The organism is Terriglobia bacterium (genome assembly GCA_020073185.1).
Taxonomy (GTDB): domain Bacteria; phylum Acidobacteriota; class Terriglobia; order Terriglobales; family Acidobacteriaceae; genus JAIQGF01.
Genome location: JAIQFT010000065.1, coordinates 1 through 23,057, shown reverse-complemented (window position 1 = coordinate 23,057; position 23,057 = coordinate 1). Strand labels below are relative to the sequence as shown.

Sequence of the window (23,057 nt, the reverse complement as noted above, 5' to 3'; positions counted from 1 at the left end):
CCGCAGTGCCAAAGCACGACTTGCGGAAGCCCTGGAACAGGCCGCTGCGGAAGCGATCTCGTCGATTACTGCCGACAACGCTGTCGCTTGGTTCCGCCACTGCGGCTACAGGGTACAGCAACCATGAATCCGCTCTAATAGGGCATGGATGAGCACGCCCTTTCTGACATCGAGACTTGGTTACTGAATCAGCGTCGGCTCCCCGTTCCCGTTCTCCGCTTCTTCCTTCGGGATCACCACTGCCGCCGCGACCTTGTCGTCGGAATCCAGTTGCAGCAGGCGGACGCCCTGCGTCGAGCGGCCGGCCTCGCGAATCTGGTTGGTCGCGATGCGGATGATCTTGCCGTACTGCGAGATCACCATGGCCTCGCTCTCGTCGCTGACCAGCAGGATGCCGACCACTTTGCCGTTGCGTGAAGTAGTCTTGACGTTGATCACGCCCTTGCCGCCGCGCGATTGCAGGCGATACTCGTCCACCCCGGTACGTTTGCCGTAGCCCATCTCGGTGACCGAGAGAATCAGGTTGGCCGTCGGTTCGATGTCTGCGTCTTTGTCCTTGTCTTTGCCGTTCTTGCGGTCACCGTTCACCTTGGCTTCGCTCTTGGGCGTGATCGCCATGCCGACGATGTAGTCGCCCTTGTCGAGATCCATGCCGCGCACCCCGTAGGCGGGACGGCCCATGGGGCGAACGTCTTCTTCGTCGAAGCGGATGGCCATGCCCTCGTGCGACGCCAGGAAGACGATCTGGAATCCATCGGTAACGGCGGCGGCGACCAGCTCGTCGTCCTTGTCAATGCCGATGGCAATAATGCCGCGCGACATCACGTTGGAAAAATCCTTCAGCGGCGTCTTCTTGTCCAGATCGCGCACCGGCACAATGGTGCGGACGCTTTCGCCCGGTTGCAGCGCCACCAGGTTGCCGACGTGCTTGCCCTTGCCGGCGGCGCCGACGTCGGGCACTTCGTACACTTTGAGCCAGTACACGCGGCCGGTATTGGTGAAGATGAGCAGGTAGGCGTGAGTGGAGGCGATGAACAAACGCTCGACGAAATCCTCTTCGCGCGTCTTCATCCCGGTGCGTCCCATGCCGCCGCGGCGCTGCGAGCGGTACGTTGTAATCGGCGTGCGCTTCAGGTAACCGGAGTGCGACACGGTCACGGCGACCTGCTCGTCCACGATCAGGTCTTCGAGCTGGATTTCGGCGGCCTCGTCCACGATCTGGGTGCGGCGCTCGTCGCCGAATTTCTTCTTAACTTCCTCCATTTCCTTGACGATGACGCCGCGCAGTTTTTTCTCCGAGCCGAGGATGGACTCGTATTCGGCGATGCGCTCGCGCACGTCCTTCAACTCGTTTACGACCTCGTCAATCGAAAGACGCGTCAGGCGATGTAGTTGCAGTTCGAGGATGGCTTCGGCCTGCTTGGCGTCAAAGCCCTTCTCCGGCTTGTTGCGCCCGACCGAGAGGCTCGATTTCTTGCCGTTGACGTTGACTTCGATCGGGCGCCCGCCGAAGTAGGCGACCAGGTTTTCGCGCGCCTCGGTGCGGTTGCCGCTGCCGCGGATGATGGCGATCACGTTGTCGAGCTGATCAATCGCAAGCTGGTAGCCTTCCAGGATGTGCTCGCGGTCCTTGGCCTTGCCCAGTAAATAGGCGGTGCGGCGGCGGACAACGTCAATGCGGTGATCGATGAAGTGCTGGATCGCCTGGACCAGCCCCATCTCCTTCGGTTGTCCGTTGACCACGGCCAGGAAGATCATGCTGAAGCTCTCCTGCATCTGGGTGTGCTTGTAGAGCTGGTTGAGCACGATCTGCGGTTCGGCGCCGCGCTTGAGCTCGATCACGATGCGCATGCCATCGCGATCGCTTTCGTCGCGGATGTCGCTGACATCGTCAATCGACTTGTCGTTGACCAGCTCGGCGATGCGTTCCACCAGCCGCGACTTGTTCACCTGGTAGGGAATCTCGGTGATGATGATCGCCTGGCGCTCCTTGGTCAGGTTCTCGATGGCTGCCTTGGCGCGCATCATGAAGCGTCCGCGGCCGCTCTGGTACGCCGCCTTGATTCCGCTGCGGCCGTGGATGATCCCGTAGGTTGGGAAGTCGGGCCCTTGGACGAACTTCATGACGTCGTCGAGTGAGGCGGCCGGATGATTCACCAAGGTGATGCAGGCGTCCACGATCTCGGTCAGATTGTGCGGCGGAATGTTGGTCGCCATGCCGACTGCGATTCCATTCGAACCATTCACCAGCAGGTTGGGAACCATGGTCGGGAGCACGACCGGCTCGACCGTGGTGTCGTCAAAATTGGCGACGAAGTCCACCGTTTCTTTGTCAATGTCGGCGAGCAACTCTTCCCCGATGGCGGTCATGCGCGCTTCGGTGTACCGATAAGCCGCCGCGGGATCGCCGTCCACCGATCCGAAATTGCCCTGTCCGTCCACCAGCGGGTAGCGCATGGAGAACGGTTGCGCCATGCGCACCAGCGCATCGTAAAGCGCCGTGTCGCCGTGCGGGTGATATTTGCCCAGACATTCGCCCACCACCTTGGCGCACTTGACGTGCTTGCGGTTGGAGAGCAGCCCCATGTCGTGCATGGCATAGAGAATGCGCCGATGCACCGGCTTAAGGCCGTCGCGAATGTCAGGCAGCGCGCGGCCAATGATCACCGACATTGAATAGTCGAGATATGACCGCCGCATCTCCTCTTCAATGTTGATCGGCTGCACGTTGGCGGCACCCGGACCTTGTCCGTCACCGCCGGTCGGATTCAGGGGAAGTTGTGGATTCTGTTCGTCTGCCATGAATAGCTCTTAGCTGTTAGCTCCTGGCCTGTTGAACTCCGTTTTGAAGCGCACCAAGCGCCCGCGCGGCGGATAGTCGGCAGTGCCTAACTCTTTGCATTTACATGAAGTTACATCCGGGAAGAGCACTCCTCATTATAGCAGAACGGGTCGCTTCTACTCACGCGTTCCAGGGCCGACGCGCTCCCAGGAATCAGTCCAGCTTCACCGACGCGGGGAGCGCAAACTCCACCCCGCGGTCATCGTTGGCTTTGATCGTCGCAGGCAGATTCAGGTCAGCAAGCGGGACCCTGTGGGCGACAAAGGCGCCGAGGTCGTAAAGCGTCTGACCGACGATGGCGTAGTTGCGGACTTCCTGCTCGTGACCGTCGCGGTAGATGAGCAGGACCGGAAACTGCTCTTGCGCGGGAGTGGTGGAGGGCATGACGCGGTTGTCGGAGACTTCGGGCACTGGCTCAGGCTTCTGGCTTTCGCGCGCATCGAGATAGTGCGTGCCGTAGCGCGAATTGTCGGCGGGCATGCGCTCGCTGGTCGCACGATGTTCGAAGATGGTGGGCGCGGGAGGATCGGGCTCAGCTTCCTGTTCCTCTTCCGGTTCCACGGCGACGGCCACGGGATAAGCGTAGGGCACGTACACGGGGTAGTAAGAGCTGCCCTGATTATGGCGCCTGGGGTGCTGGTTGACCCGGCCGCGATCGCGCGGGTCAGGAGAGTAGTAGCCGGTAGTGAACTGAATGGGCGTGCATCCCAAGGCAGACGAAATCAGCGGGCTGATGCCTCCCGCCGAACAGTTCGTGGGATAGCCGTGGGGGCCGAGGGAGGTCACGCTGGCCGGGGGCCCGGGATTAGAACTGCGCCCCGGAGCCATCGAGGTGACCGAGGCCGGCATACCCCGAATCTGGCCCATGGCTGGGAGCGCAATGAGTGTGAGTGCCGCGATCGTGATCCATGCCCGCTTCATATCTCAATGATATCCCCGATTCTTGGATTTCCGCTCCACTGCGGCGGATGCGCCTTCCTCTTTCGGGACGAACATGGGGGGAAATACAGGCCACCGGAGCGGCAGTTTCGATAACGGGGCACCACCGCCGCTCCGATGACCCGGCCCTTACTCATTGAAACCCGATTCCAGGGCGGGAGTTGCGCCGCATTTACTGATTGCGTGATTTGCTGATTTGCCGATTCGTTCCTCGGCAATCTCCAATCAGCAAATCGCCCAATCACCCAATTCTCATCAGTCCCGCCACGCTGAAAGCAGCGTGCGCCACCAGCACGCCGGTGAGGATGCCGAACACCAGCCCGGAGTAGGGGGTCTCGAGCAGGTCGGCAAAGACGCCGGCGATGAAGACGAAGGCGAAGGGCAACGCGGCGACAAACAGGTTATAGCCGCCGAGATGCGGCATGGTGATGCCGAACAGGATCAGAACCGCGAACACCGCAAGCGGCGCGCTCACGCCAAAGAAGCGCGGGCGCCGCCACGCCGCGTAGGCGATCAGCGCCGCCGCCAGCGCGACCAGCACTCCCGGCATGCGCATGAAGAAGACCGCCAGCAGCGTGTAGGTCAGCCTGCGCGCAAGCAGTTGCGGAGCGAAGTCGGCGGCATGAAGTCCGCGCGCGGAGGCAGCGAGAGCATGCGCGTCGAACCCGTAAGCGGCGAACAGCAATACGAATCCGACCACGCAGGAGGCCGCCATGATCGCCAGCGCGGCGCCGCGTCGCTCGGGAACCAGGTAGAGCATGAAGCCGAACGCCAGCAGCGCGACGGCAGCCAGGGCGAATTGCGATCCCACCGCGAGGGTCATCGATAGCCCCAGCAGTGCGATGCGTTTCCAGTTCCAGAGTACGACCTCGCGCGGCGCGTACAGCGTGTGCGCCACGGCAATGGCGGTAAAGACGGCGCCGAATGCGCCCCAGGCAGCGACAATCGCGGGCTGAATGGTCGCGGCGCGGATGATGATCGCGGGCGAGAAGGCGTAGAGCGAGAGCGCAATGTATCCGCCGGCGTTGCCGTAGAGGCGTCGCGAGACGTACCACAACGAGGCACCCAGCATCATCCCGATGGCGATGAACAGCAGGCGCGCGCGCCAGCGCCAGGAGCGCGGGTGAGCGTACATGAGCCGGGCACCAGCGGTGACGCTGATGCCGGAACCAACCAGCGGAAGCGCCGCGAGGATCGGAATCATGGGCGTGCGCGCCGCTTCAGGCGCCACCGTGTGTTGCAGGATCAGCGTTTCTCCCTGGCGGATTTGGGATAGTTCCATTTCGCTCATCGGCAAATGCACGGCGAGCCAGAGGCATTGCGCGAGGAAAGTAAGGAGCAGGAACGCGGCCAGGATTTGCGGCTTGCCGACGGGCGAGCCGAGAACGACGATATAGTCGCGCCGTCCGACTGCTGTTTCATGGGCGGGAACGGACGCGGTACCGGGGCCGAGGGACATCGGAAAAACGTTGTATCACGCGACGGCAAACAGCGCCAACGCCGCCGGCTCAGCGGAAATTGCTCATCATCACCACATCGGACTTCCGCCGTCCTCGCGACATGGCGAGTTGCTTGCCGTTTTTGGACCAGGCAAAGGCGAACATGTCGCCGCTGGTGAACTTGGTCAGCTGCACCGGGTCGCCGCCGGAGAGCGGCTGCTCCCAGATGTTGGTTGCGCCCTTACGGGTCAGCATGAAGGCGAGGGCCTTGTTGTCGGGAGTGAATTCCGGCGATTGTATGCCGTAGGGCGCGTCAAAACTGTATTGAATGGAGGAGGGTGAAGCGGCCGGTCCGACGACCATTTTGCTCGTCATGTTCCCGCCTTCCACCCGCTGCACTCGCGAAAACATAAGCTGGCCGTCATTGGAAAACCCCAGTTCCGTATACGGCAGATCGGTTTTTTCGGACGCGCCGCCGTCAATCGGCATTCGCCACACCACGCCGTCGACGGCATAAAAGACCGACTTCCCGTCGGGCGCGCATCCTCCGCCGGCGACGCCCGCCAACTTCGGAATCAGCTCTTTGGCATTGGAACCGTCTACATCGCTGCGCCAAAGCCCAAAAATTCCATCATGCCATGTGGTGTAGACGATGTGTTTGCCATCGCCGCAGGCGCTGAGTTGGAACCGGGGATCGCGCTCCCCGTTCAGCAACGTTTTCCCGCTGCCGTCGGCATTCATCAGCGACCACTGGCCGTACTCGGTTCCGGCCATGATCTGGTCGCCGACCCATTGGAGACCGAGACCGAGCGCCTCGCCTGAGGTGACCTGCTTGGCGTCCGAGCCATCGGCGCTGCCTACCCAGACGTCGCTCGAGATCGTGTTCTGCAGCGCGACCAGCGCGTTGCCGTCACGGGTAATTTCCAGGCAGCAAGTATCGTGGTTGGTAAGATCGTTGGTGAAACGGCTGAGCTCTCCCTTGGGATAGCTCAAGAAAAATATCTGCCCTCGCCGGCTTTGCAGGTCGGCGCCAACTATCAGCAGACCCGAGCCGTCCGGCAGCCATGTCAGCGCGCCCAGCGGCAGCGACGCTGCGTACAGTTCGCGCACCGCGCCGCTCTTAGCGGAGACGATCTCCACGATCCATCGGCTGCTATTGCCTTGTGTCTCCGGCGAGACGAGCGCCAGATTCTGGCCGTCGGGTGACCACGCCACCGGCATTTGGCCGATGTTGAATCCCTTTCGGCGGATCAACTCGCGCTCTCCACTGCCGTCGATTTTCGCAATCAGGAGCACGTTCTGCAGCGGATCCAGAACGCCGCGGGTGTAGGCAATCTCCTGGCCGTCGGGCGAAAAGGTCGGCGCGGAGTCCACATCGCGATAGAGCTGCTTCGGCGTGCCGCCCAGCACCGGCATCTGGTACAGGTAACGGAAATTCAGGGTTGATTTGTCGGAGCGGACGAACATCACGTAATTGCCGTCGGGCGTGAAGCTGAGAGCAATGTAGTGAGCTTGGTCGGGCGCCAGCACCTGCACATTGCTGCCGGTGGCCACCTGCCGCACCCACAGGCTCTCCTGCGCGCCGTCGCGCAACACGTAGACAATGTAACGGCCGTCGGGAGAAAGCGCCGAGGCGCCGGCGTTGCCGCTCTCCGTGACCTGCGCGATCCTCATGTTCTGCAGGTTGAAGCCGCGCGAGCGATTGGACCACAGATATGCGCCGAGAGCGCCGGCAATCAGCACGACGGCGGCAAAGGCGCCGATCAACACATTGCGCTTGCCGCGCGCTCCGGGCAGTACCGCCGATGATGGCGCTACCACAACCGCGCTGCTGGGAATTCTTACGTGGCCGGAGCTGGTGTCGCGTTTCAGGCGCTTGAGCTCGGCCCGCATGTCGGCAGCATTCTGGTAGCGCAGGTCGCGGTCTTTTTCCAGCGCGGTGCGAACGATCTCGTCGAGCTTGGGCGGAATGTCCGGATTCAATTCGCGCGGCGGGACGGGCGTGCGGTTCAGGATGCCATCGAAGATGACGGCGGCTGTATCTCCCTCGAATGGCAGGCGGCCGGTGGTCATCTGGTAGAGCACGGCGCCGAATGAGAACAGGTCGCTGCGCGCGTCGAGCCCTTTGCCGCGCGCTTGCTCGGGGGACATGTACGCGGTGGTTCCTACCGCGAAGCCTGGCGAGGTGAGATGCTCGGCGGCGTTGGCTGCGGTAACAGCGACCGCGGCGAATTTCTCGGCACGTCGCTCTGCCACCAGCTTTGCCAACCCGAAATCGAGGACTTTCACCTGTCCGCGCTCCGTCACCACGATGTTGGCCGGCTTGATGTCGCGATGCACGATCGCCTGCGAGTGCGCCGCGTCCAGGGCGTCCGCGATTTGAATGGCGAGGTCCAGCATTTCCTGCAAGTCCGCCCGATGATGCGCCAGGTATTTGTCCAGCGGCTCGCCGTCGATCAGCTCCATGGCGATGAAGTACTCGCCGTCGGACTCGCCGACCTCGTAAATGGTGCAGATGTTGGGATGGTTGAGCGACGACGCGGTGCGCGCCTCCAGCTTGAATCGCTCCAGCGCCTCCGCGTTGGACGCCAGTTCGACGGAAAGGAACTTGAGCGCGACCCGCCGCCCGAGATTGATATCCTCGCCGGCATAGACCGTCCCCATGCCGCCGGAACCGATGCGCTCCAATACCCGATAATGTCCGACTTGCCGCAATTACCCCTCCCTGCACGCGCCAAACTATCAGAATAACCGAGGAGTCGGGAGTCAGCGTGAAGTTGTGTTGTAGCCGACTCCTGACTCCTGACCACTGACCCCCGCTCACGACGTGTGGTCGTGAATGATTTTCCAGCCGTCGGGAAATTTGCGCAATATTAAGGTGAACAGTCCGGCCGGCTCCTCGCCATTCTTCATCTTCAAATGCCAGTGACCGCGCACGAAGGCGGCGTCGGGCGCGAGCATCTCGACGCGCAGGTCGAAGAAATCGAGCTTGCCCATGTCCTTGCCTTCGCCCTGATACTTCTTGCGATAGCGCTCCAGCGTAGGCTGCCAGCCGCGCGTTTCGTCGGCGCCGGAGATGAACGACAGCTCGGGCGACTTCCAGTATCCGGCCATGAAGCCTTCGAGATCGCCGCGGTTCCAAGCGTCCACCTGGGTGGCGAGAAGGGAGCGGATGGCGGCCTTCTGTACCTCTGCAGAGTTCTGCGCGAAAGCAAGTACTGACGCCATCACCAGAACAAGGGCGGATGTCATCCTGAGCGGAACGAAGGATCCACGCATTCGTTTCTCCGTGCCTCTGTGCCTCTGTGGTGAACCCTACTCCACCCCGAAAAATCTCTCTACATCACTCATTTGTGTCGTTCTGCGATATTTCGGCAGGCTCTCCAGGAAGACCTTGCCGTACTGCTTTTTCAGAATGCGATTGTCCATCAGCGCCAGCAGGCCGCGGTCGTGCAGCGAGCGGATCAGACGCCCGAAACCCTGCTTCAGGGTGATGACCGCCGCCGGCACCTGGTAATCGAAGAAGGCGTTGCCACCGGCAGCGTCAATGGCGCGGATGCGCGCCGCGACCACGGGATCGTTGGGCACGGCGAACGGCAGGCGGTCGATTATGACGCAGCTCAACTGCTCGCCTTGCACGTCCACACCCTGCCAGAACGACGCGGTGGCGAACAGTACCGCGTTGGGCGTGGCGCGGAATTCCTCCAGTAACGCGTTCTTCGGCGCCTGTCCCTGGATCAGCACCGGGTACGCCAGTTCGGCGAGCAGGCGGTCGTGGATGTCGTGCATCTGCGCGTAGCTGGTGAACAGGCAGAAGGCGCGCCCCTGCGTGATCTCCAGCAGGCGGCGAATGCGCCCGGCGGCTCTCGCGGCGAAGTCGGGCATGCGCGGATCGGGCAGGTCGGGCGGGATGTAGAGCATGGCCTGCGATGCGTAATCAAAGTGCGAGGGCACCATCAGCTCGCGCGCGTGCTCCAGCCCGAGCCGCGTGCGGGTGTAGTCAAAACCGTTGCTGACGGCGAGCGTGGCCGAGGTGAGCACCGCGGTTTCCAGCTTGTCGAACAGGTACCCGCGCAGGATTTGCGAGACGTCAATCGGCGTGGCCTGCAGGAACACTTGCTGGCGGCCGGAAGCAAAGCGTGTGGCACGGGTCTTTGACCCGTGAGACTCGCGGCTTCTCGGCGGGTCAGAGACCCGAGCCACACCACCTCTCCGTTCGATCCAGAACACCGTGTTCTTGTCCTCGTTCTCCATGACGAATCCCAGGTGGACTTGGATCTCCTGAGCGCGGCGGATCAGCATGTGCAACTCGTCGGGTTTGTTCTTGATCTTCTGCAGCTCCGCTTGCAGCCGCCCGAGCGTGCGCATGACCGCCTGGTACTCGTCGCCATTTTCCTCCAGGAACTCGCGCCGGCCGTCGAAGGCGAAGCGCCCTTCGCCCGGCGGCAGCAGCGAGAAGAAGCGTTGTGCGTGGTCGCGCAAGGTCGCGGTGGACTGCAGCAGCGCGGCCGAGGCGAGCTGCTTCTTCTGCAGCGTACCGTCCACGTCGCGGGCGAGTTCTTCGAAACGCGGCGTGCTGACGCTCACCCCGAAATAGCTGGCAGCCACGTCTTCCAGTTCGTGCGCTTCGTCGAAGATGACGGCGGCGCACTCGGGCAGGACGCCGGCGTCGGGCGCGTAGTCGGCCGCCATCTTGACCGCCATGTCCGCAAAGAAGAGGTGGTGGTTGACGATGATGATGTCGCTCTCGGCGGCCTTGCGGTGCATCTCGGTGATGAAACAGCGGTCGAACTGCTGGCACTTTTGGCCGATGCAGGCCTCGGCGCGTGCGTCCAGCTTGGGCCAGAGCTGGCTGGAGTCGGCGATGGTGACCAGTTCGGAGCGGTCGCCGGTCTTCGTGGTCTTCTCCCATTCCGCGATGGCGCGGTATTGCTCGATCTCCTCCAGCCCGCTCAACACCGGCTGATCGGTGAGGTCGTAGAGTTTCTTGCGGCACAGATAATTGTTCCGGCCCTTCATGTAGCAGACTTTCAGTTCGCCAATGTGCTGTGTGAGAAACGGAACATCTTTATAGAAGAGCTGCTCCTGGAGGGTCTTGGTGCCGGTAGAAATAATGACGCGCTGGCCGCTGCGAATCACCGGCAGAAGGTAAGCGAGAGTTTTGCCGGTGCCGGTGCCGGCCTCGACGATCAGGTGACGCTTTTCCGCCAGCGCCTTTCCGACCTCTTCCGCCATCTGCAACTGTCCGCGACGGAATTCGTATGCTGGGTGGGTCTTCGACAGCAGCCCGCCGGGCGCAAAGAACTGGTATAGGGTTCCGCGAACGAAAGGCGGAACTACGGACTGAGTAGGGCTGGACACTGGGACAATAATAGCTTTGAACGACGTGTGTGGATTATTTATGAAAAAGCTCAGGTTCGTTGCGCAATTTTTGATAGTAGTTCTGATTGGGCTCGGTGCACTGTATGGCGCATGGTGCATTGCGGGACGCGCCACCATGCGAAAACAGGTGCGAATGCTCGTTGGTCCGGTGCCAAATGCCGTGATCGCAAACGACGGCAGCAGCGACGGTGAGAATCGGCTTGAGGACCAGCTTGACGCCGTGTTCAAGGACAAAACCGAAGCAGGCAACGAGGCCGTAGCCATACTGGCTCAGTATTATTTGGGCGAACATAATGGCGAGCAGCTTTCCATAAATGTTAGCCAGCGCGGGCGTAGCGTGCTCCCCTACTTCGAAAAATACGGCAAGAATCCTGGAATTCCGCTGAGGCCTGAGTTTTTCCTGATGCGCCCGTCACGCTCAGATCGCGCTAGGTGGAACGACTATTTGATAGGCTTGGTGCGCGAAGGTAAAGTCCTTGGAAGAATAGGACATCTCCTGAGCCACGGAGTCGCTTGTCTAGTCGCGCCCAATCCGCTGTCCACCCGGCGACCCTGGCCATCGTCGGTCGGCCCAACGTCGGCAAGTCCACGCTCTTCAACAAGCTCATCGGGCGACGGCGCGCCATTGTGACCGACGAGCCCGGCGTCACCCGCGACCGCCTCTACGGCGAGGCTGACTGGGGCGGGTGGCGCCTGCGCGTCATTGACACTGGCGGCATCGTCCCGGAAGACAAAGACGAGATCCCGGCGGAAATTTTTCGTCAGGCCCGCGTCGCGCTCGACGAAGCCGACGTCATCGTCCTGGTCGTGGACGGCCGCAGCGAGCTGACCGCGCCCGACATCGACCTGGCACGCTTGCTGATTCGCAGCGGCAAGCCGCTCTTTCTCGCGGTCAACAAGATCGACACGCCCAAGCTCGAGCCGGACGCGGAAAATTTTCGCCGTCTCGGTATCCGCAACCTGTATCCCGTATCGGCGGAGCACGGCCTGGGTGTGGCGGAGCTGCTGGACGCGGTGATAGAGACCATCCCCGAGACCGTGTGGCCCGGGTCTCCGACCCGGGATGGCGGGTCGGAGACCCGCCCCCACATGGAAGAAGCCTCGTTGGACGACGAACCCCCGGAGCCCGAAGCCGAGGGTGGTCGATCCGAGGACGCGCGTACACAACGCGAGACACGCGTCGCCATCATCGGCCGGCCCAACGTGGGCAAGTCCACCCTGCTGAACGCGCTGACTTCGACCGATCGCGCCATCGTCTCACCGACTCCCGGCACCACCCGCGACGCGGTGGACGAAATCGTGGAGCGCGGCGGCCGAACTTACCGCTTCATTGATACTGCCGGCATCCGCCGCAAAGGCAAGACCAAGTTGGTAGCCGAGAAACTTTCCGTGGTGATGGCGCGCAAGAATCTGGAGCAAGCCGACATCGCGCTGCTGGTGGTGGACGCCGCCGAGGGCGCCACCGCGCTCGACGCCAATATCGCCGGCTACGCGCACGAGAGCGGCCGCTCGGTGATTATCGTGGTCAACAAGTGGGACCTGGTCGCCAAGAAAAAAGAAGATGAGCAGGCGCGCCGTGCCACCACGTGCCATCGCGGCGGCGTCGCTTTTCGCCGCGGCAGCATGAATGCCCGACTGGCAGCACGCGCCGGCAGCGGCAACGGCCACAAGCCCGCCGACCGCCACATCTACGAACAGGAGCTGCGGCACGGACTGAAGTTTCTGGATTACGCGCCGGTGGTGTTCGTCTCCGCCAAGGCAGGCAAGAACGTGGACAAGATTTTCGAGCTGGTGACCGAGGTGGCGGCTGAGCGCCGCAAACGAATTCCCACGGCAGCGATCAACCGCTTCGTGCAGAGCGTCGACTTCGACCGCGCCTCGGTGCCCTACTCGCGGCGGGTAAAGATCCTGTACATGACGCAGGCGGGAACCTCGCCGCCAACATTCGTTCTGTTCACCGACCGCGCCGTCAAGCTCCACTTCTCCTACGAGCGCTTCCTGGAGAACCAGATTCGCCGCGTCTTCGGCTTCGTCGGCTCTCCCATCCGCATCAAGACCCGCGCGCGCAGTTAACCTCAGAGGGAACAGAGGAAAAATGGAATCCTTGGATTACCTTTGAGGTTCCCGCGCGTCCATTGGCACAGGCCGGCTGCACGTTCGTCCCTGCGCGGCGGCGTTTCCGTCACGCTCCGCGTATAATCCCCGTCCGGAGCGTTGCCATGCGCATCTTGATTGTCTGTGCCCTGCTGGTTGCCTGCCCGGTTTTCGCACAAACACCTTCTACTGCGTTTCCGCCCGCGCCTGAGCTCAACCATGTCAAGGTGGACGGGGTGGACCGCTCGCTCGACCCGTGCACCGATTTTTACAAATTCGTGTGCTCGAAATGGCAGGCGGCAAACCCGATTCCCGCCGACCAGGCGGCGTGGGGCGTCAGCTCCAATCTGCAAATCTGGAACGAGACCGTGTTGCGCGACGCGCTGGTCGAGGCTTCCCGGCCCGATCCCAAACGCACTCCATTGCAGCAGAAGATCGGGGATTACTGGGCGGCGTGCATGGATGAAGCCGGCGTCAACGCCGCCGGACTCAAGCCCATCAAGCCGCTGCTCGATGCCATTGACGCTATGCGTTCGACCGCCCAGCTTCCGGCCACATTGGCGCGTCTCCACATGTCCGCGCCCGCCGTCTGGGCGGCTGGCGACAATCAAACCAGCGCACCCGTCTTCGGCTTGGGGCCCAGCCAGGATTTTGCCGACGCCACCCTCGTCGTCGCCTTTTTCGACCAGGGCGGCATGGGCATGCCCGGCCGCGATTACTACCTTGAGGACAATCCGCGCCTGAAGGAAATCCGCACCAAGTACCAGGAACACGTTCGCAAGATGCTGGCGTTGGCGGGCGAACCAGCGGCACAGGCGGCTTCCGACGCCTCGGTAATCGTGAAAATGGAAACCGCGATGGCACGCGCAGCCATGGACGCGGTTCGCCGCCGCGACCCCAAGAATCTCTACCACGTAATGAGCCTGGCGCAAGTCAAGGCGCTGGCGCCTTCGTTCAACTTTGACGAGTACCTGAAGTTGATCGGCGCGCCCGCGCCCAAGCACTACATCGTCAGCGAGCCTGCTTTTTTCACCGCCCTCGAACCGCTCATCAAATCCGAGCCGCTCTCCAACTGGAAAGCCTACCTGCGCTGGTGGACTCTGTCGCAGCATGCGCCGTATCTCAGCCAGCCATTTGTCGAGGAAAATTTCGACTTCTTCGGGCGTACTCTGACCGGCGCCCAGCAGGTGCAGCCGCGCTGGCGACGCTGCGTTCGCGCCGCCGATCGCGACCTGGGCGAGGCGCTCGGGCAAGCCTACGTTGCCAAGGCGTTTCCCCCTCAAAGCAAGGTGCGTACCGCCGCGCTGGTGGACAACGTCGAGGACGCGCTCTCCCGAGACATCCAGCAGATCGACTGGATGGCCCCCGCTACCAAGCAGCAGGCCGAAGGCAAGCTCAAGGCCATCGAGGACAAGATCGGCTATCCCGACCACTGGCGCGACTATTCCTCCGTCAAGATCTCCTGCGCCAGTTGGTCCGACAATGTCGCCCAGGCCACCATCTTCGAATTCCATCGCCAACTCGACAAGATTGGCAAGCCGGTGGACCGCGGCGAGTGGGTTATGACCCCGCCGACCATCAATGCTTACTACGACTCTCAGCTCAATACCATCAACTTCCCTTCCGGCATCCTGCAGCCGCCGTTTTTTGACGCGGGGCTGGACGACGCCGTCAACTACGGCGCCATCGGAAGCGTCGTCGGTCACGAAATCACTCACGGATTCGACGATCAGGGTCGCAAGTTCGATGGCAACGGCAATCTGCGCGACTGGTGGACGCCGCAGGACGCGGAACAATACGAGCAGCGCGGCAAGTGCATCGCGGATGAGTACACCGCGGAGGTCCCGGGCATCGGCATAAAGCAGAACGGCCGTTTGACCCAGGGCGAAGACACTGCCGATAACGGTGGCACCCGCTTGGCGTTTATGGCGCTGGAGAAGCTTTACAAAGAAAAGGGAAAGTCGGTCGACGACAAGGAGGCCGACGGTTGGACCCCGCGCCAGAGGTTCTTCCTCGCCCAGGCCTACAAATCCTGCTACAACATCCGGCCGGAAGTCGCGCGCACCATAGTCGTCACCAACCCGCACTCGCTGCCCATGCTGCGCACGAACAATGTCGTCTCCAACATGCCGGAATTCTGGCAGGCGTACGGCTGCAAGCCGGGCCAGCCCATGGTCCGCCAGCACGCTTGCCGCGTCTGGTGATGCTGGTCGGGTGAGGCTCGCGTACTTTGTGGCGCGGGTGCCCTTGCCCGCGCATGGCGGAGGACAGATGTTGGAGCGCGCTCGCCCTCGAGCGCTTATGACGAACAACTTTACCAGCTGTCCTGAGCGAGGATGCGGCAGATGACCGCGCCCGCTTTTGCGCGGGTTGCCGCAGGGGCTCCGAGTTGCACATGATGACACGGATCAGAAACGACAAAAATTCAGATCCGTGAGAATCCGTGGCAATCCATGGCTCGCTTTTTCCTTTTCCTCGGTGCCCTCTGTGGTTAAATCTTGCCATGTCGGAAATCAAGTCCATCCGCCTCACCGAGCAGGTGAAGGCTGCGGGTTGAGCTTCCAAGCTTAGTCCGGCGGCGCTGGACGCGGTGCTTGGGAAATTAGCCCGGCAACAGGACCCCAACGTGCTGGTCGGCTTTGACAAAGCCGACGACGCCGGAGTGTACAAAATCTCGCCCGAGCTCGCGCTAGTCCAGACCGTGGACTTCTTCACCCCGATCGTGGACGACCCTTACGCCTTCGGCCAGATCGCGGCCAGCAATTCGCTGAGCGACGTGTACGCCATGGGTGGCCGCCCGCTCAACGCGCTCACCCTCGTCTGCTTCCCCGACAAGGGTGACCTCGACGTGCTGGAGCAGATCCTGGCCGGCGGGCTCAGCAAGATGGTGGAAGCCGGCTGCACCATTGTTGGCGGGCATTCCATCCGTGATGATGAACTCAAGTTCGGCTACGCAGTCACCGGCACGATTCACCCGGATCGCGTGCTCGCCAACGCGGGCGCGCGTGCGGGCGACAAATTGATCTTTACCAAGGCCCTGGGCACGGGCGTCATCTCCACCGCGATCAAGAAAGGCAAAGCCGAGCCAAGCTGGATCGACGCCGCGGTGGAATCCATGACCACGCTGAACAAGACGGCATCCGAAGTCATCACCGCGTTGTCCGCTGACCACTGGCCACTGACCACGCACGCCTTAACCGACATCACCGGCTTCGGCCTCGTCGGGCACGCGCGCGAGATGGCGCTGGCCAGCTCCGTGTCGCTGCGCCTTCACGCGGCGGCGGTTCCGCTGCTTCCGGGCGCGGTGGAGTGTGTGCGCGCCGGCTATATTCCCGGCGGGCTGAAGAATAATCGTGAGTTTGCGGAGTGTGCGGTGGAATTCGATGCCGCCGTCCCGGATGAAATCCGCACCCTGCTATTTGACCCGCAAACCGCCGGCGGCCTGTTGATTTCGGTGGCAGCGGACTCCGCCGCCGATCTCCTCAGCGCTCTGCGCGCCCAAAAAATCCCCGCCGCGTTAATCGGCGAGGTCCTCCCGCGCAAGCAACCTTTAATCGCAGTCGTCTGATCGAAGTTGTCGCTTAGGCATCGCGAAAAAAACTAGTGGCTGTCATCCTGAGCGAGGACGCGCCAAACCAACCAGCCGCGCCGGGTTTGCACGGCGAGTTCCCGCGTCCGAGTCGAAGGGACCTACCTTCTTCAGGAAGGCTCGTGCGGTTGGCGTTTCCTAAATCGACAATCGGCAATGCATTGGCCCTATCCTCTTTCAAACGCGTGCTTCTTTTCCAACTCTTCGCGCGCGGTACGGGCCTGGTGCTCGATTTCCGCCGCGCGCGCCATCAACTCCGGAGACGCTTCGGCGTACTCTCCCGAAACTCGCAGCCCCGGCAACCGGCGGGCGACAGCGACCAGGTGCTCCGGCGTGGTGTCCAGGTACTGCGCGTCCGCCAGGTCGCACAAATAGACGCGCGAGGCACCCTGCTTTGTCTCCCAAAATACTTTGCGCAGCAGAAGCGCTGCCCGTTCCTCGTCGCTCGCCTCGCCAAAGGCCCACTTGCTGCGTTTGAAGTCGTAGGCCCGGCTGTTGAAAGGTACGGGCACGCGCTTCGGCGTCTTGAGGAACTCCAGTTCCTTGCGGTCCACCGCCTTGCGCACCGTGTTAATGGCCGGTGTTTCCGCATCTCTTGGTTCCAGCGAGGGCAGCACCTCGCGCACCGTGACCGTCAGTTGCAAGGCGACCAGCGCGTGCACGCTGGGGAGGAGGTCATCGCTGTTCTCCAGCGATACCGTCCCGTGGAGCACGTGAAAGTCGGCTCCGGAGTGCGATCGGTGAAACGGCCAGTCCAGCGCGATGCGCAGCGGCAACCCCGAGCGGGTCACATAAACCTGATTTGCTTTCGAATCCATGCCCGCGTATTTTATCGCGCCGGGAACTGTGCAGCGCGCCAAGCGGGGCAAACCACCAATCTGCAATCGCCCATTCGTCAACAGAAAAAGCCCGGCATTTTTGCCGGGCTCACTGTGCAGTCTTCAATCTCAAATCTTCAAGCTGAAAAGGCCTATGCCACTTCTGTTCCCAGCGCGCGCAGCACTTGGCGGATGCGTTCCACGCGCAGGGCGTCCTCTTTGCTGTCTTGAATGAACTCCATCCCGTAGACATACCCGCGGCGGTTGCGGACGAAGGTGCGCGCCACCAGCGGCTCGCCACGATAGGGCGGCGTGAAGCTGATCTCGACCTCTTCCCCGATGGCCAACTCCGCCCCGGCAAACACGGCGATACCCCCCTGGTTCAGGTCGGTGCCGCGGCCGTCCACATACACCGTCTTGTTCGACTTGCGCAGGATTACCGTGACTGGCACCCGGATTTTGAGGCGCGGCCAGCGGCGCAGTTCGCGGAACGACGGCGCCGGGCCTGCAATTCCCACATCGGAGTGAGCCATCGTCATGCTCCCTGATACAGAGCCGAAGTTAACCTTGTATTAGGGAAGCGGCAAGTTACCAAGGGGCGGGTCCAAGCGGAGTTTGCCAGTGCGAGGCCAGGTATGCGCCAAGGAAAACCCGCAACCGGCTACCCTCCCAGCGCCTTGGTCAGGGTGGCAGCGCGCTCGCCGGCTTCGCGAATGCGCATGGCCGAGGTGCGCACCGACGCGTCCAGATCCTCCCGCATCAGCAGCAGATCGGCGTGGCCGATCACCACCTCGAGCATGTTGCGGAACTCGTGTACGAACTGCCCGATCAGGTCGTCGCGGGTCGCGGCGGCGGCGCTCTCCGAAAGGTTGACCTCGTCGCGCCGGTGCCCGTTGGTGGTCAGCAGCCGGTAAGTCGTGAAGGTGGCTGCCAGGTGCGCTTCTTCGTTCGACGCCTTGCTGTCCAGCACGCGCGCGATGAAGCCGCCGCACAGCATGGTGGCGGCCGCCTCGCCGGTGATCTGCCGCGGCAGCATCAGGCGTACCTCCACCGGTGCGAACAACTCCATCGGCACCGGCCCGCGGAACAGCATGCCTGAGCAACTGATGTCGTCGGTGACCCCGCGATACCACTGGAAGGAGCCGGCGTGGCGGTAACGCATCGGTAACTGAATGGCAAAGCGCAGCAGCCGTGCAGGTCCCTGGCTGCCTTGGGGCGCAAGATCCTGGCGCATGTAGTCCTCCTGCGCGGGGACCCCGCCTGATGCGCGCGCAACGTCCCCACATTCGCTGCAACAAGAATGAACCTATGTCGCGGGTTACGACACTTACGGAAGGACGTGCACCTTTGATTATGGGGGCGCGTAGGAGAAGTTTTCTCATTGATGGTTTTGGGAAGGGGACGGCTTCACATGGCTCCCGGAGCCGCCAATAACGCGGGCTTCAGCACCTGAGGGAGTCCGCACCTTAAGTGACATGGTTCACTTAGAATAGTCTGTGTGAGAATCAGGTCCGCCATGATTAGCGGTGGCACGACTCACTGTTGCGGCTTGCGCCCAGTTCTGTTGGAGAGCAGCTAAGTTGTTGAATCCAAATCTGTAAGAAACAGCTAGTCCCCCAAGACGGTGACCACCACGGTCCGCTGTCGCCCGCGAACGTCACATTCCAGGTGGAAGATCTGCTGCCAGGTCCCAAGCAGCGGCTTGCCGTCGGCGACGGGCACGGTCAGCGACGGTCCGAGCAGCGTCGCCTGCAGATGCGAGTGGCCGTTGCCGTCGTGCCACGCCTGCTCGTGGCCGTAGTGGCGGCTCGGCGGGATGAGCTTGTCCAGGATTTGCGGAAGGTCGCGCTGCAGCCCGGGTTCGAACTCGATTGTGCCCACCGCGGCGGTGGAGCCAACGTTGAACACATTCACCATGCCCGTCCGCACCTTGGAGGAGGACACGATGGACGCAACCTGCGCCGTGAGGTCATGCATGTCGCCGGGACCGCGGGTGTGCAGTGAGATTTGCTGTTGATGTGCCATGGCTGGTTCCCCAACTGCGAGTTTACCCCGCTCGCATCGGGACAGGTGCGCGCCTCCATTCCCAAAATGAACGAGCCTACAACTTCCGTTACCGCGATAATCAGCCACCGGCATGAAGAATGGGATCATCATAGACGCAGGGAGGTCGTGCCATGACGAACGCCTCCGCCATGACGCTCGTGTTGCTGCTTTTTCTGGCGTTGTTCCTCGCCGCGGCCGTCGTGATTCTCGGCGGCGGCCGATGGTTGGAGCACACCCGCCTCGCAGGGCGGCACACGGACGAAGTGAGTCACCGCCGCCGCGCTGCCTGACAGACGTCGGCGCGAATCAGACGGCGCGCTGGTTTTTTTCTGGCAGCAGCCTAAGCGCGGCCGAGTTGATGCAGTGGCGAGCGCCCGTAGGCTTGGGCCCGTCGGGGAAAACATGTCCCAGGTGGGCGTCGCAGCGGGCGCAGCGCACTTCCGTCCGCATCATGCCGAAGCTGGAATCGCTATTCTGCGCGATGCTCTCCGGCTGGATCGGCGCCCAGAAGCTGGGCCATCCCGTGCCCGAGTCAAACTTGCTTTCCGAGCTGTACAGCGGCTCGCCGCAGCAGACGCAGGCATAAACTCCGGGCGTCTTGGTTTTCCAAAATTCGCCGCTGAACGCGCGCTCGGTGCCGTGCTCCCGGGTGACGTGGTATTGCTCGGGCGTGAGCTCTTTCCGCCATTCCGCGTCGCTCTTTTTGACTTTGTCAGTCATATCCCCGCTCTTCCCTGGTTCTGTGAGCCCAGTATAACCAGTTGCTCCCCAACCGACAGCGCGGAGCCGCTTGGCCCCACATTTCCTTTTTGAAGCTGGCGCAAGTGACAGTATCATGGCAACAGCGCCAGTGCTCGCGTGGTTTTGAGAGCAAACGAACTCTGCGGAGGCCTCGACAGGCCGCAACATCGGGCAGTTCAGGCAGTTGCTGGTGCGGATGGTACCGTCGGGAGTGCTCCCCATGAAAATCGTTTTACATTGTCGCGAACGAGCGAAATGCGCGTTCAATGGCGCCGTCTTCAAAGTCAACAAGGAGATTCCGGCAGAGAACTGTTAGAGAGGGGCCCGGGCGATGCGCAACAATGTGCTCCACTGTACCATCATGGGCCTGCTGACCATCGGATACTCCGCTGTAATGCTTGCTCAGGCCGGGTCTGGCTACGCCCGGCCTATGGTGCCGCAACTGCTGGAAAAGATGGGGCACAGAGTTGCAGTGGAAACCCAACGTCCTAAGGGTGCTCATGACTTCCGAATCTCCTGGCACTCTGCCAAAGGTCAGCCGAATGCTCCCTCCAGCGAGCAAATGCAGTTTGTCGAACGAATCGAGCGCAACAATCCGCCTCCGCGCCAGCGCTCCAGCGAGATTTCCAAGGACGACCTGGTGGTCATTGTTCTCGACCAGCAAGGCACGGTTCGTTACTGGCGAATCATCGTCGATCCGCGCCTAGTTCGCGGAGAGTTTCCGGACGACCATGGCAACTTGCATAACTACACCTTCTACCGTACAGACGTGACGCTGGAGGTTTCTGTTCCCGACACGATCGACGCGGCTGAGGTGCGCGTCTTGAGCCCGAGTTGGGACAGCACGGGCGCCCTTCGCCTGTCACCGGTCGGCGCCGTGAAGCTTCCGCCAGGTCCGCTGCAATGAGGACGAGAATATTCTCTTTCCTGTTCTGCTGCCTGGTTTCGATTTCGCCAGCCAAGTCCCAGACGGTCTCGACGATTCTGTCCAACGGTGACCCCGCCAATCGCATCGACATTGCCTTCTTGTCAGAAGGATATACATCGTCGGAGTCGGCTAAATTTACTTCTGATGTGAATACCTTCATCAACGCCATTTTCAATAGTGGGGAGATATACGTCGATTACAAAACCTACTTCAATGTGAGGACTCTTTTCGTGGCCAGCGCGGAGTCGGGCGCGACTCACCAAGAATTGACTCCGCCGGTAATTAAGAACACCGCGTTCGACGCCTACTATGGTTGTGAGGGGATCGCCCGGCTCATTTGCGTCGACACCACCAAGGTCAATGCGGCAGTCAGCTCAGCGTTGCCGGCTAACCAACGCGATTACGTATTCGTATTGGTCAATGACTCGACCTACGGCGGGTCCGGCGGGTCAGTTTTGGTGTCGTCTACAAACTCCCAAGCGGTCGAGACTATCCTGCACGAATTCGGCCACACGCATGGGCTGCTGGCCGACGAGTACACCACCAATCCTCCTCCCTGTGACCTTGCGGAACCAAGCGCGGCCAATGCCACTACCCAGACCGCCCGAGACCAGATCAAATGGGAGCTTTGGATTGGCGCTTCAACGCCTATACCCACCACTACAGCTACACCGGGAGTGCCAGGTCTTTACGAAGGGGCGGATTATTGTGCGACAGGGATGTATCGTCCGACATTCAATTCAAAAATGCGGACCCTGGGAAAACCGTACGAGCAGGTCAATGACGAGCAGATGGTCCGGCGCCTTTACAACCTTGTTTCCGCGCTTGACTCCACGACCCCTTTAGGTACTTCGCTGTCGGCGCCGCAGGGCACGAAACCCAGTTTCAGCGTAACGCCTCTGCAGCCTGTGCAACATTCACTTTCGGTTTCCTGGTATGTGGATGGCCTCCTCGTTGCATCTGGAACGAGTTTCGTCTTGGAGACCAGCACGCTGAGCCTGGCTTCCCATTCCGTAAAGGCTGTAGTACAGGACAACACGAACTGGGTGCGGAGCGACCCCAACAACTTGACCATGGATTCACAGACGTGGACCGTATTGATCACGCCAGGGATCACGTCGCCGAAAAAGCGCCTCGTCCAGGTGACGAGCGACTGACCAGGGCTCAGTTCGGTTGCGTCTTGATGACCACGCTCACGCGGTGCGCAGCCCCGCGGCGGAACACCCATCACAGAAATCCAGTATGTCGTTTCAATACCTACGGATTTCGAAATATCCCAGTTGACACCTTCGCAGCCGGGAGACACACTGTCGCTACATATTCCTAAAATTCTTCTTGGGTTGGTCGCTGACTTCGTTGGGAGGCGTCTGATGCGCGGGATCTCGGCTCTACTCTTTGTCACTTTGTTCTGGCTCTGTGTTTCGGCGGCGCCGCAGCAGGCTCCGGCGCCATCTTTGCCGCGACTGATCCGTTTCAGCGGAACCATCCTGGGCGACGACTCAACACCGCGCACCGGCACGGCCGGGATTACCTTCTCGCTATTTCAGGATCAGACCGGCGGCGCGCCCTTGTGGCAGGAGGTGCAGAACGTCACACTGCGTCCGGGCGGGCACTACAGCGTTCTGCTGGGCGCCAATTCCAAGGACGGCGTGCCGATGGACCTGTTCACGACGAACGAAGCGCGCTGGCTCGGCGTGCAGGTAGAGCAGGAAGCCGAGCAGCCGCGCGTGCTGCTGGTCTCGGTTCCCAGCCGCCGATGCTTCCAGCGGCTCCAGCGGCAGCACGGCGAGTTCGACCACCGCCGGCGCAAGCACAGTCAAGAAGAGCGCCAACGCGCCCGCCGGCACCTCGGCCCCGGTCACCACCGCCGGCGGCACCCTGAATTACATCGGCAAGTTCGACGCCACCGGCACCAACCTGGTGAACTCGGCGGTCATCGACGTCAGCGGCAATGTCGGCGTCAGCAAGAGCAATCCGGCTTACACCTTGGACGTGGGCGGCGTCGTCAATGCGCCGGACGTGTTCGTGCAGGGCACCTCGCCGCGTCTGCGCCTCATCGACACCACGTTGCCCAATAGCTTCTGGGAGCTGCAGCAGTCGGCCTATGCAGCGGATAATTTTGGATTTCTGCGCTACGAAAACAACATTGCGGTGCCCGGCAAATCCTTCCTGGTGGCGGCTAACGGCAACGTCGGCATCGGCACCATCAATCCTGGGTTCAAGCTCGACGTGGCCGGGA

Annotated in this window: 20 protein-coding genes; 7 read left to right on the top strand and 13 right to left on the bottom strand. The window is 61.8% G+C overall.

Annotation, left to right across the window (positions count from 1 at the left end):
• Positions 1-180 precede the first annotated feature (180 nt).
• The 7 genes from gyrA to LAN64_17965 all read right to left on the bottom strand — a co-directional run bounded on the left by gyrA (position 181) and on the right by LAN64_17965 (position 10,894).
• Entirely contained in the window at positions 181-2,802 is a 2,622-nt protein-coding gene (gene gyrA / locus LAN64_17995; GenBank protein MBZ5569724.1) for a DNA gyrase subunit A, read from the bottom strand.
• Positions 2,803-2,995: 193 nt separating this feature from the next.
• Positions 2,996-3,763 (bottom strand): hypothetical protein, encoded by a 768-nt coding sequence (locus LAN64_17990; protein ID MBZ5569723.1) that lies wholly within the window; start codon positions 3,761-3,763, stop codon positions 2,996-2,998.
• A gap of 259 nt (positions 3,764-4,022) precedes the next feature.
• A complete protein-coding gene (locus LAN64_17985) occupies positions 4,023-5,240 on the bottom strand; it encodes a hypothetical protein (protein MBZ5569722.1) in 1,218 nt (405 codons plus the stop codon).
• Positions 5,241-5,289: 49 nt separating this feature from the next.
• Positions 5,290-7,884, bottom strand: coding sequence for a protein kinase (locus LAN64_17980; protein ID MBZ5569721.1), 2,595 nt, complete (start codon positions 7,882-7,884; stop codon positions 5,290-5,292).
• A gap of 156 nt (positions 7,885-8,040) precedes the next feature.
• Entirely contained in the window at positions 8,041-8,472 is a 432-nt protein-coding gene (locus LAN64_17975) for a DUF4440 domain-containing protein (GenBank protein MBZ5569720.1), read from the bottom strand.
• Positions 8,473-8,535: 63 nt separating this feature from the next.
• Positions 8,536-10,701 carry an ATP-dependent DNA helicase gene (locus tag LAN64_17970; GenBank protein MBZ5569719.1) on the bottom strand — a complete coding sequence of 722 codons (2,166 nt, stop codon included), beginning with the start codon at positions 10,699-10,701 and terminating at the stop codon, positions 8,536-8,538.
• Complete coding sequence (locus tag LAN64_17965; protein MBZ5569718.1) at positions 10,616-10,894, bottom strand: hypothetical protein; 279 nt, start codon at positions 10,892-10,894, stop codon at positions 10,616-10,618. Before LAN64_17965 ends, LAN64_17970 begins: the two co-directional genes overlap by 86 nt.
• A 221-nt stretch (positions 10,895-11,115) precedes the next feature.
• Here LAN64_17965 and der point away from each other — a divergent pair, with 221 nt between their 5' ends.
• The 3 genes from der (at position 11,116) to selD (ending at position 16,264) form a co-directional block, all read left to right on the top strand.
• Positions 11,116-12,675: a ribosome biogenesis GTPase Der gene (der, locus tag LAN64_17960; protein MBZ5569717.1), complete on the top strand. Its 1,560-nt coding sequence runs from the start codon at positions 11,116-11,118 to the stop codon at positions 12,673-12,675.
• 146 nt (positions 12,676-12,821) lie between these two features.
• On the top strand, positions 12,822-14,900 hold the full coding sequence (locus tag LAN64_17955) for a M13 family metallopeptidase (GenBank protein MBZ5569716.1): 2,079 nt from the start codon (positions 12,822-12,824) through the stop codon (positions 14,898-14,900).
• A 299-nt stretch (positions 14,901-15,199) separates the two neighbouring features.
• A complete protein-coding gene (gene selD / locus LAN64_17950) occupies positions 15,200-16,264 on the top strand; it encodes a selenide, water dikinase SelD (GenBank protein ID MBZ5569715.1) in 1,065 nt (354 codons plus the stop codon).
• A gap of 188 nt (positions 16,265-16,452) precedes the next feature.
• On the opposite strand, the gene LAN64_17945 is transcribed toward selD, so the two are convergent.
• The 4 genes from LAN64_17945 to LAN64_17930 form a co-directional block, all read right to left on the bottom strand.
• Complete coding sequence (locus LAN64_17945) at positions 16,453-17,103, bottom strand: hypothetical protein (GenBank protein ID MBZ5569714.1); 651 nt, start codon at positions 17,101-17,103, stop codon at positions 16,453-16,455.
• A 152-nt stretch (positions 17,104-17,255) separates the two neighbouring features.
• Positions 17,256-17,636, bottom strand: a complete 381-nt coding sequence (locus LAN64_17940; protein MBZ5569713.1) for a PilZ domain-containing protein — start codon at positions 17,634-17,636, stop codon at positions 17,256-17,258.
• A gap of 128 nt (positions 17,637-17,764) precedes the next feature.
• On the bottom strand, positions 17,765-18,337 hold the full coding sequence (locus tag LAN64_17935) for a hypothetical protein (GenBank protein ID MBZ5569712.1): 573 nt from the start codon (positions 18,335-18,337) through the stop codon (positions 17,765-17,767).
• A gap of 374 nt (positions 18,338-18,711) precedes the next feature.
• Entirely contained in the window at positions 18,712-19,128 is a 417-nt protein-coding gene (locus LAN64_17930; protein MBZ5569711.1) for a secondary thiamine-phosphate synthase enzyme YjbQ, read from the bottom strand.
• 152 nt (positions 19,129-19,280) lie between these two features.
• On the opposite strand from LAN64_17930, the gene LAN64_17925 reads away from it, so the two are divergent.
• The gene (locus LAN64_17925) at positions 19,281-19,439 is read left to right on the top strand and encodes a hypothetical protein (GenBank protein ID MBZ5569710.1); all 159 of its coding nucleotides are present in this window, start codon (positions 19,281-19,283) and stop codon (positions 19,437-19,439) included.
• A 16-nt stretch (positions 19,440-19,455) separates the two neighbouring features.
• Here LAN64_17925 and msrB read toward each other — a convergent pair whose 3' ends face one another.
• On the bottom strand, positions 19,456-19,869 hold the full coding sequence (gene msrB / locus LAN64_17920) for a peptide-methionine (R)-S-oxide reductase MsrB (GenBank protein MBZ5569709.1): 414 nt from the start codon (positions 19,867-19,869) through the stop codon (positions 19,456-19,458).
• 382 nt (positions 19,870-20,251) lie between these two features.
• Here msrB and LAN64_17915 point away from each other — a divergent pair, with 382 nt between their 5' ends.
• Together LAN64_17915 and LAN64_17910 are read left to right on the top strand one after the other, a co-directional pair.
• Positions 20,252-20,797: a hypothetical protein gene (locus LAN64_17915; protein MBZ5569708.1), complete on the top strand. Its 546-nt coding sequence runs from the start codon at positions 20,252-20,254 to the stop codon at positions 20,795-20,797.
• Positions 20,794-21,975: a M64 family metallopeptidase gene (locus LAN64_17910; protein MBZ5569707.1), complete on the top strand. Its 1,182-nt coding sequence runs from the start codon at positions 20,794-20,796 to the stop codon at positions 21,973-21,975. Before LAN64_17915 ends, LAN64_17910 begins: the two co-directional genes overlap by 4 nt.
• A gap of 381 nt (positions 21,976-22,356) precedes the next feature.
• On the opposite strand, the gene LAN64_17905 is transcribed toward LAN64_17910, so the two are convergent.
• Positions 22,357-22,695 carry a hypothetical protein gene (locus LAN64_17905; protein MBZ5569706.1) on the bottom strand — a complete coding sequence of 113 codons (339 nt, stop codon included), beginning with the start codon at positions 22,693-22,695 and terminating at the stop codon, positions 22,357-22,359.
• Between the two features lie 43 nt (positions 22,696-22,738).
• Between LAN64_17905 and LAN64_17900 the strand changes: the two genes are divergently transcribed.
• Positions 22,739-23,057, top strand: a 319-nt coding sequence (locus LAN64_17900; protein ID MBZ5569705.1) for a hypothetical protein, incomplete at its 3' end; no start/stop codon positions are given.

Excerpts from the sequence above, each read along its gene's own strand:
- LAN64_17990 (MBZ5569723.1), bottom strand. The coding sequence starts at position 3,763 with ATGAAGCGGGCATGGATCACGATCGCGGCACTCACACTCATTGCGCTC.
- LAN64_17915 (MBZ5569708.1), top strand. The coding sequence starts at position 20,252 with ATGGGCCTGCTGACCATCGGATACTCCGCTGTAATGCTTGCTCAGGCC.
- LAN64_17940 (MBZ5569713.1), bottom strand. The coding sequence starts at position 17,636 with ATGGCTCACTCCGATGTGGGAATTGCAGGCCCGGCGCCGTCGTTCCGC.
- LAN64_17925 (MBZ5569710.1), top strand. The coding sequence starts at position 19,281 with ATGACGAACGCCTCCGCCATGACGCTCGTGTTGCTGCTTTTTCTGGCG.
- LAN64_17935 (MBZ5569712.1), bottom strand. The coding sequence starts at position 18,337 with ATGCGCCAGGATCTTGCGCCCCAAGGCAGCCAGGGACCTGCACGGCTG.
- LAN64_17910 (MBZ5569707.1), top strand. The coding sequence starts at position 20,794 with ATGAGGACGAGAATATTCTCTTTCCTGTTCTGCTGCCTGGTTTCGATT.
- msrB (MBZ5569709.1), bottom strand. The coding sequence starts at position 19,869 with ATGACTGACAAAGTCAAAAAGAGCGACGCGGAATGGCGGAAAGAGCTC.
- gyrA (MBZ5569724.1), bottom strand. The coding sequence starts at position 2,802 with ATGGCAGACGAACAGAATCCACAACTTCCCCTGAATCCGACCGGCGGT.
- LAN64_17980 (MBZ5569721.1), bottom strand. The coding sequence starts at position 7,884 with ATGGGGACGGTCTATGCCGGCGAGGATATCAATCTCGGGCGGCGGGTC.
- LAN64_17945 (MBZ5569714.1), bottom strand. The coding sequence starts at position 17,103 with ATGGATTCGAAAGCAAATCAGGTTTATGTGACCCGCTCGGGGTTGCCG.
- LAN64_17975 (MBZ5569720.1), bottom strand. The coding sequence starts at position 8,472 with ATGACATCCGCCCTTGTTCTGGTGATGGCGTCAGTACTTGCTTTCGCG.
- LAN64_17965 (MBZ5569718.1), bottom strand. The coding sequence starts at position 10,894 with ATGTTCGCCCAAATAATACTGAGCCAGTATGGCTACGGCCTCGTTGCC.
- LAN64_17930 (MBZ5569711.1), bottom strand. The coding sequence starts at position 19,128 with ATGGCACATCAACAGCAAATCTCACTGCACACCCGCGGTCCCGGCGAC.
- LAN64_17955 (MBZ5569716.1), top strand. The coding sequence starts at position 12,822 with ATGCGCATCTTGATTGTCTGTGCCCTGCTGGTTGCCTGCCCGGTTTTC.
- LAN64_17985 (MBZ5569722.1), bottom strand. The coding sequence starts at position 5,240 with ATGTCCCTCGGCCCCGGTACCGCGTCCGTTCCCGCCCATGAAACAGCA.
- LAN64_17970 (MBZ5569719.1), bottom strand. The coding sequence starts at position 10,701 with ATGCACCATGCGCCATACAGTGCACCGAGCCCAATCAGAACTACTATC.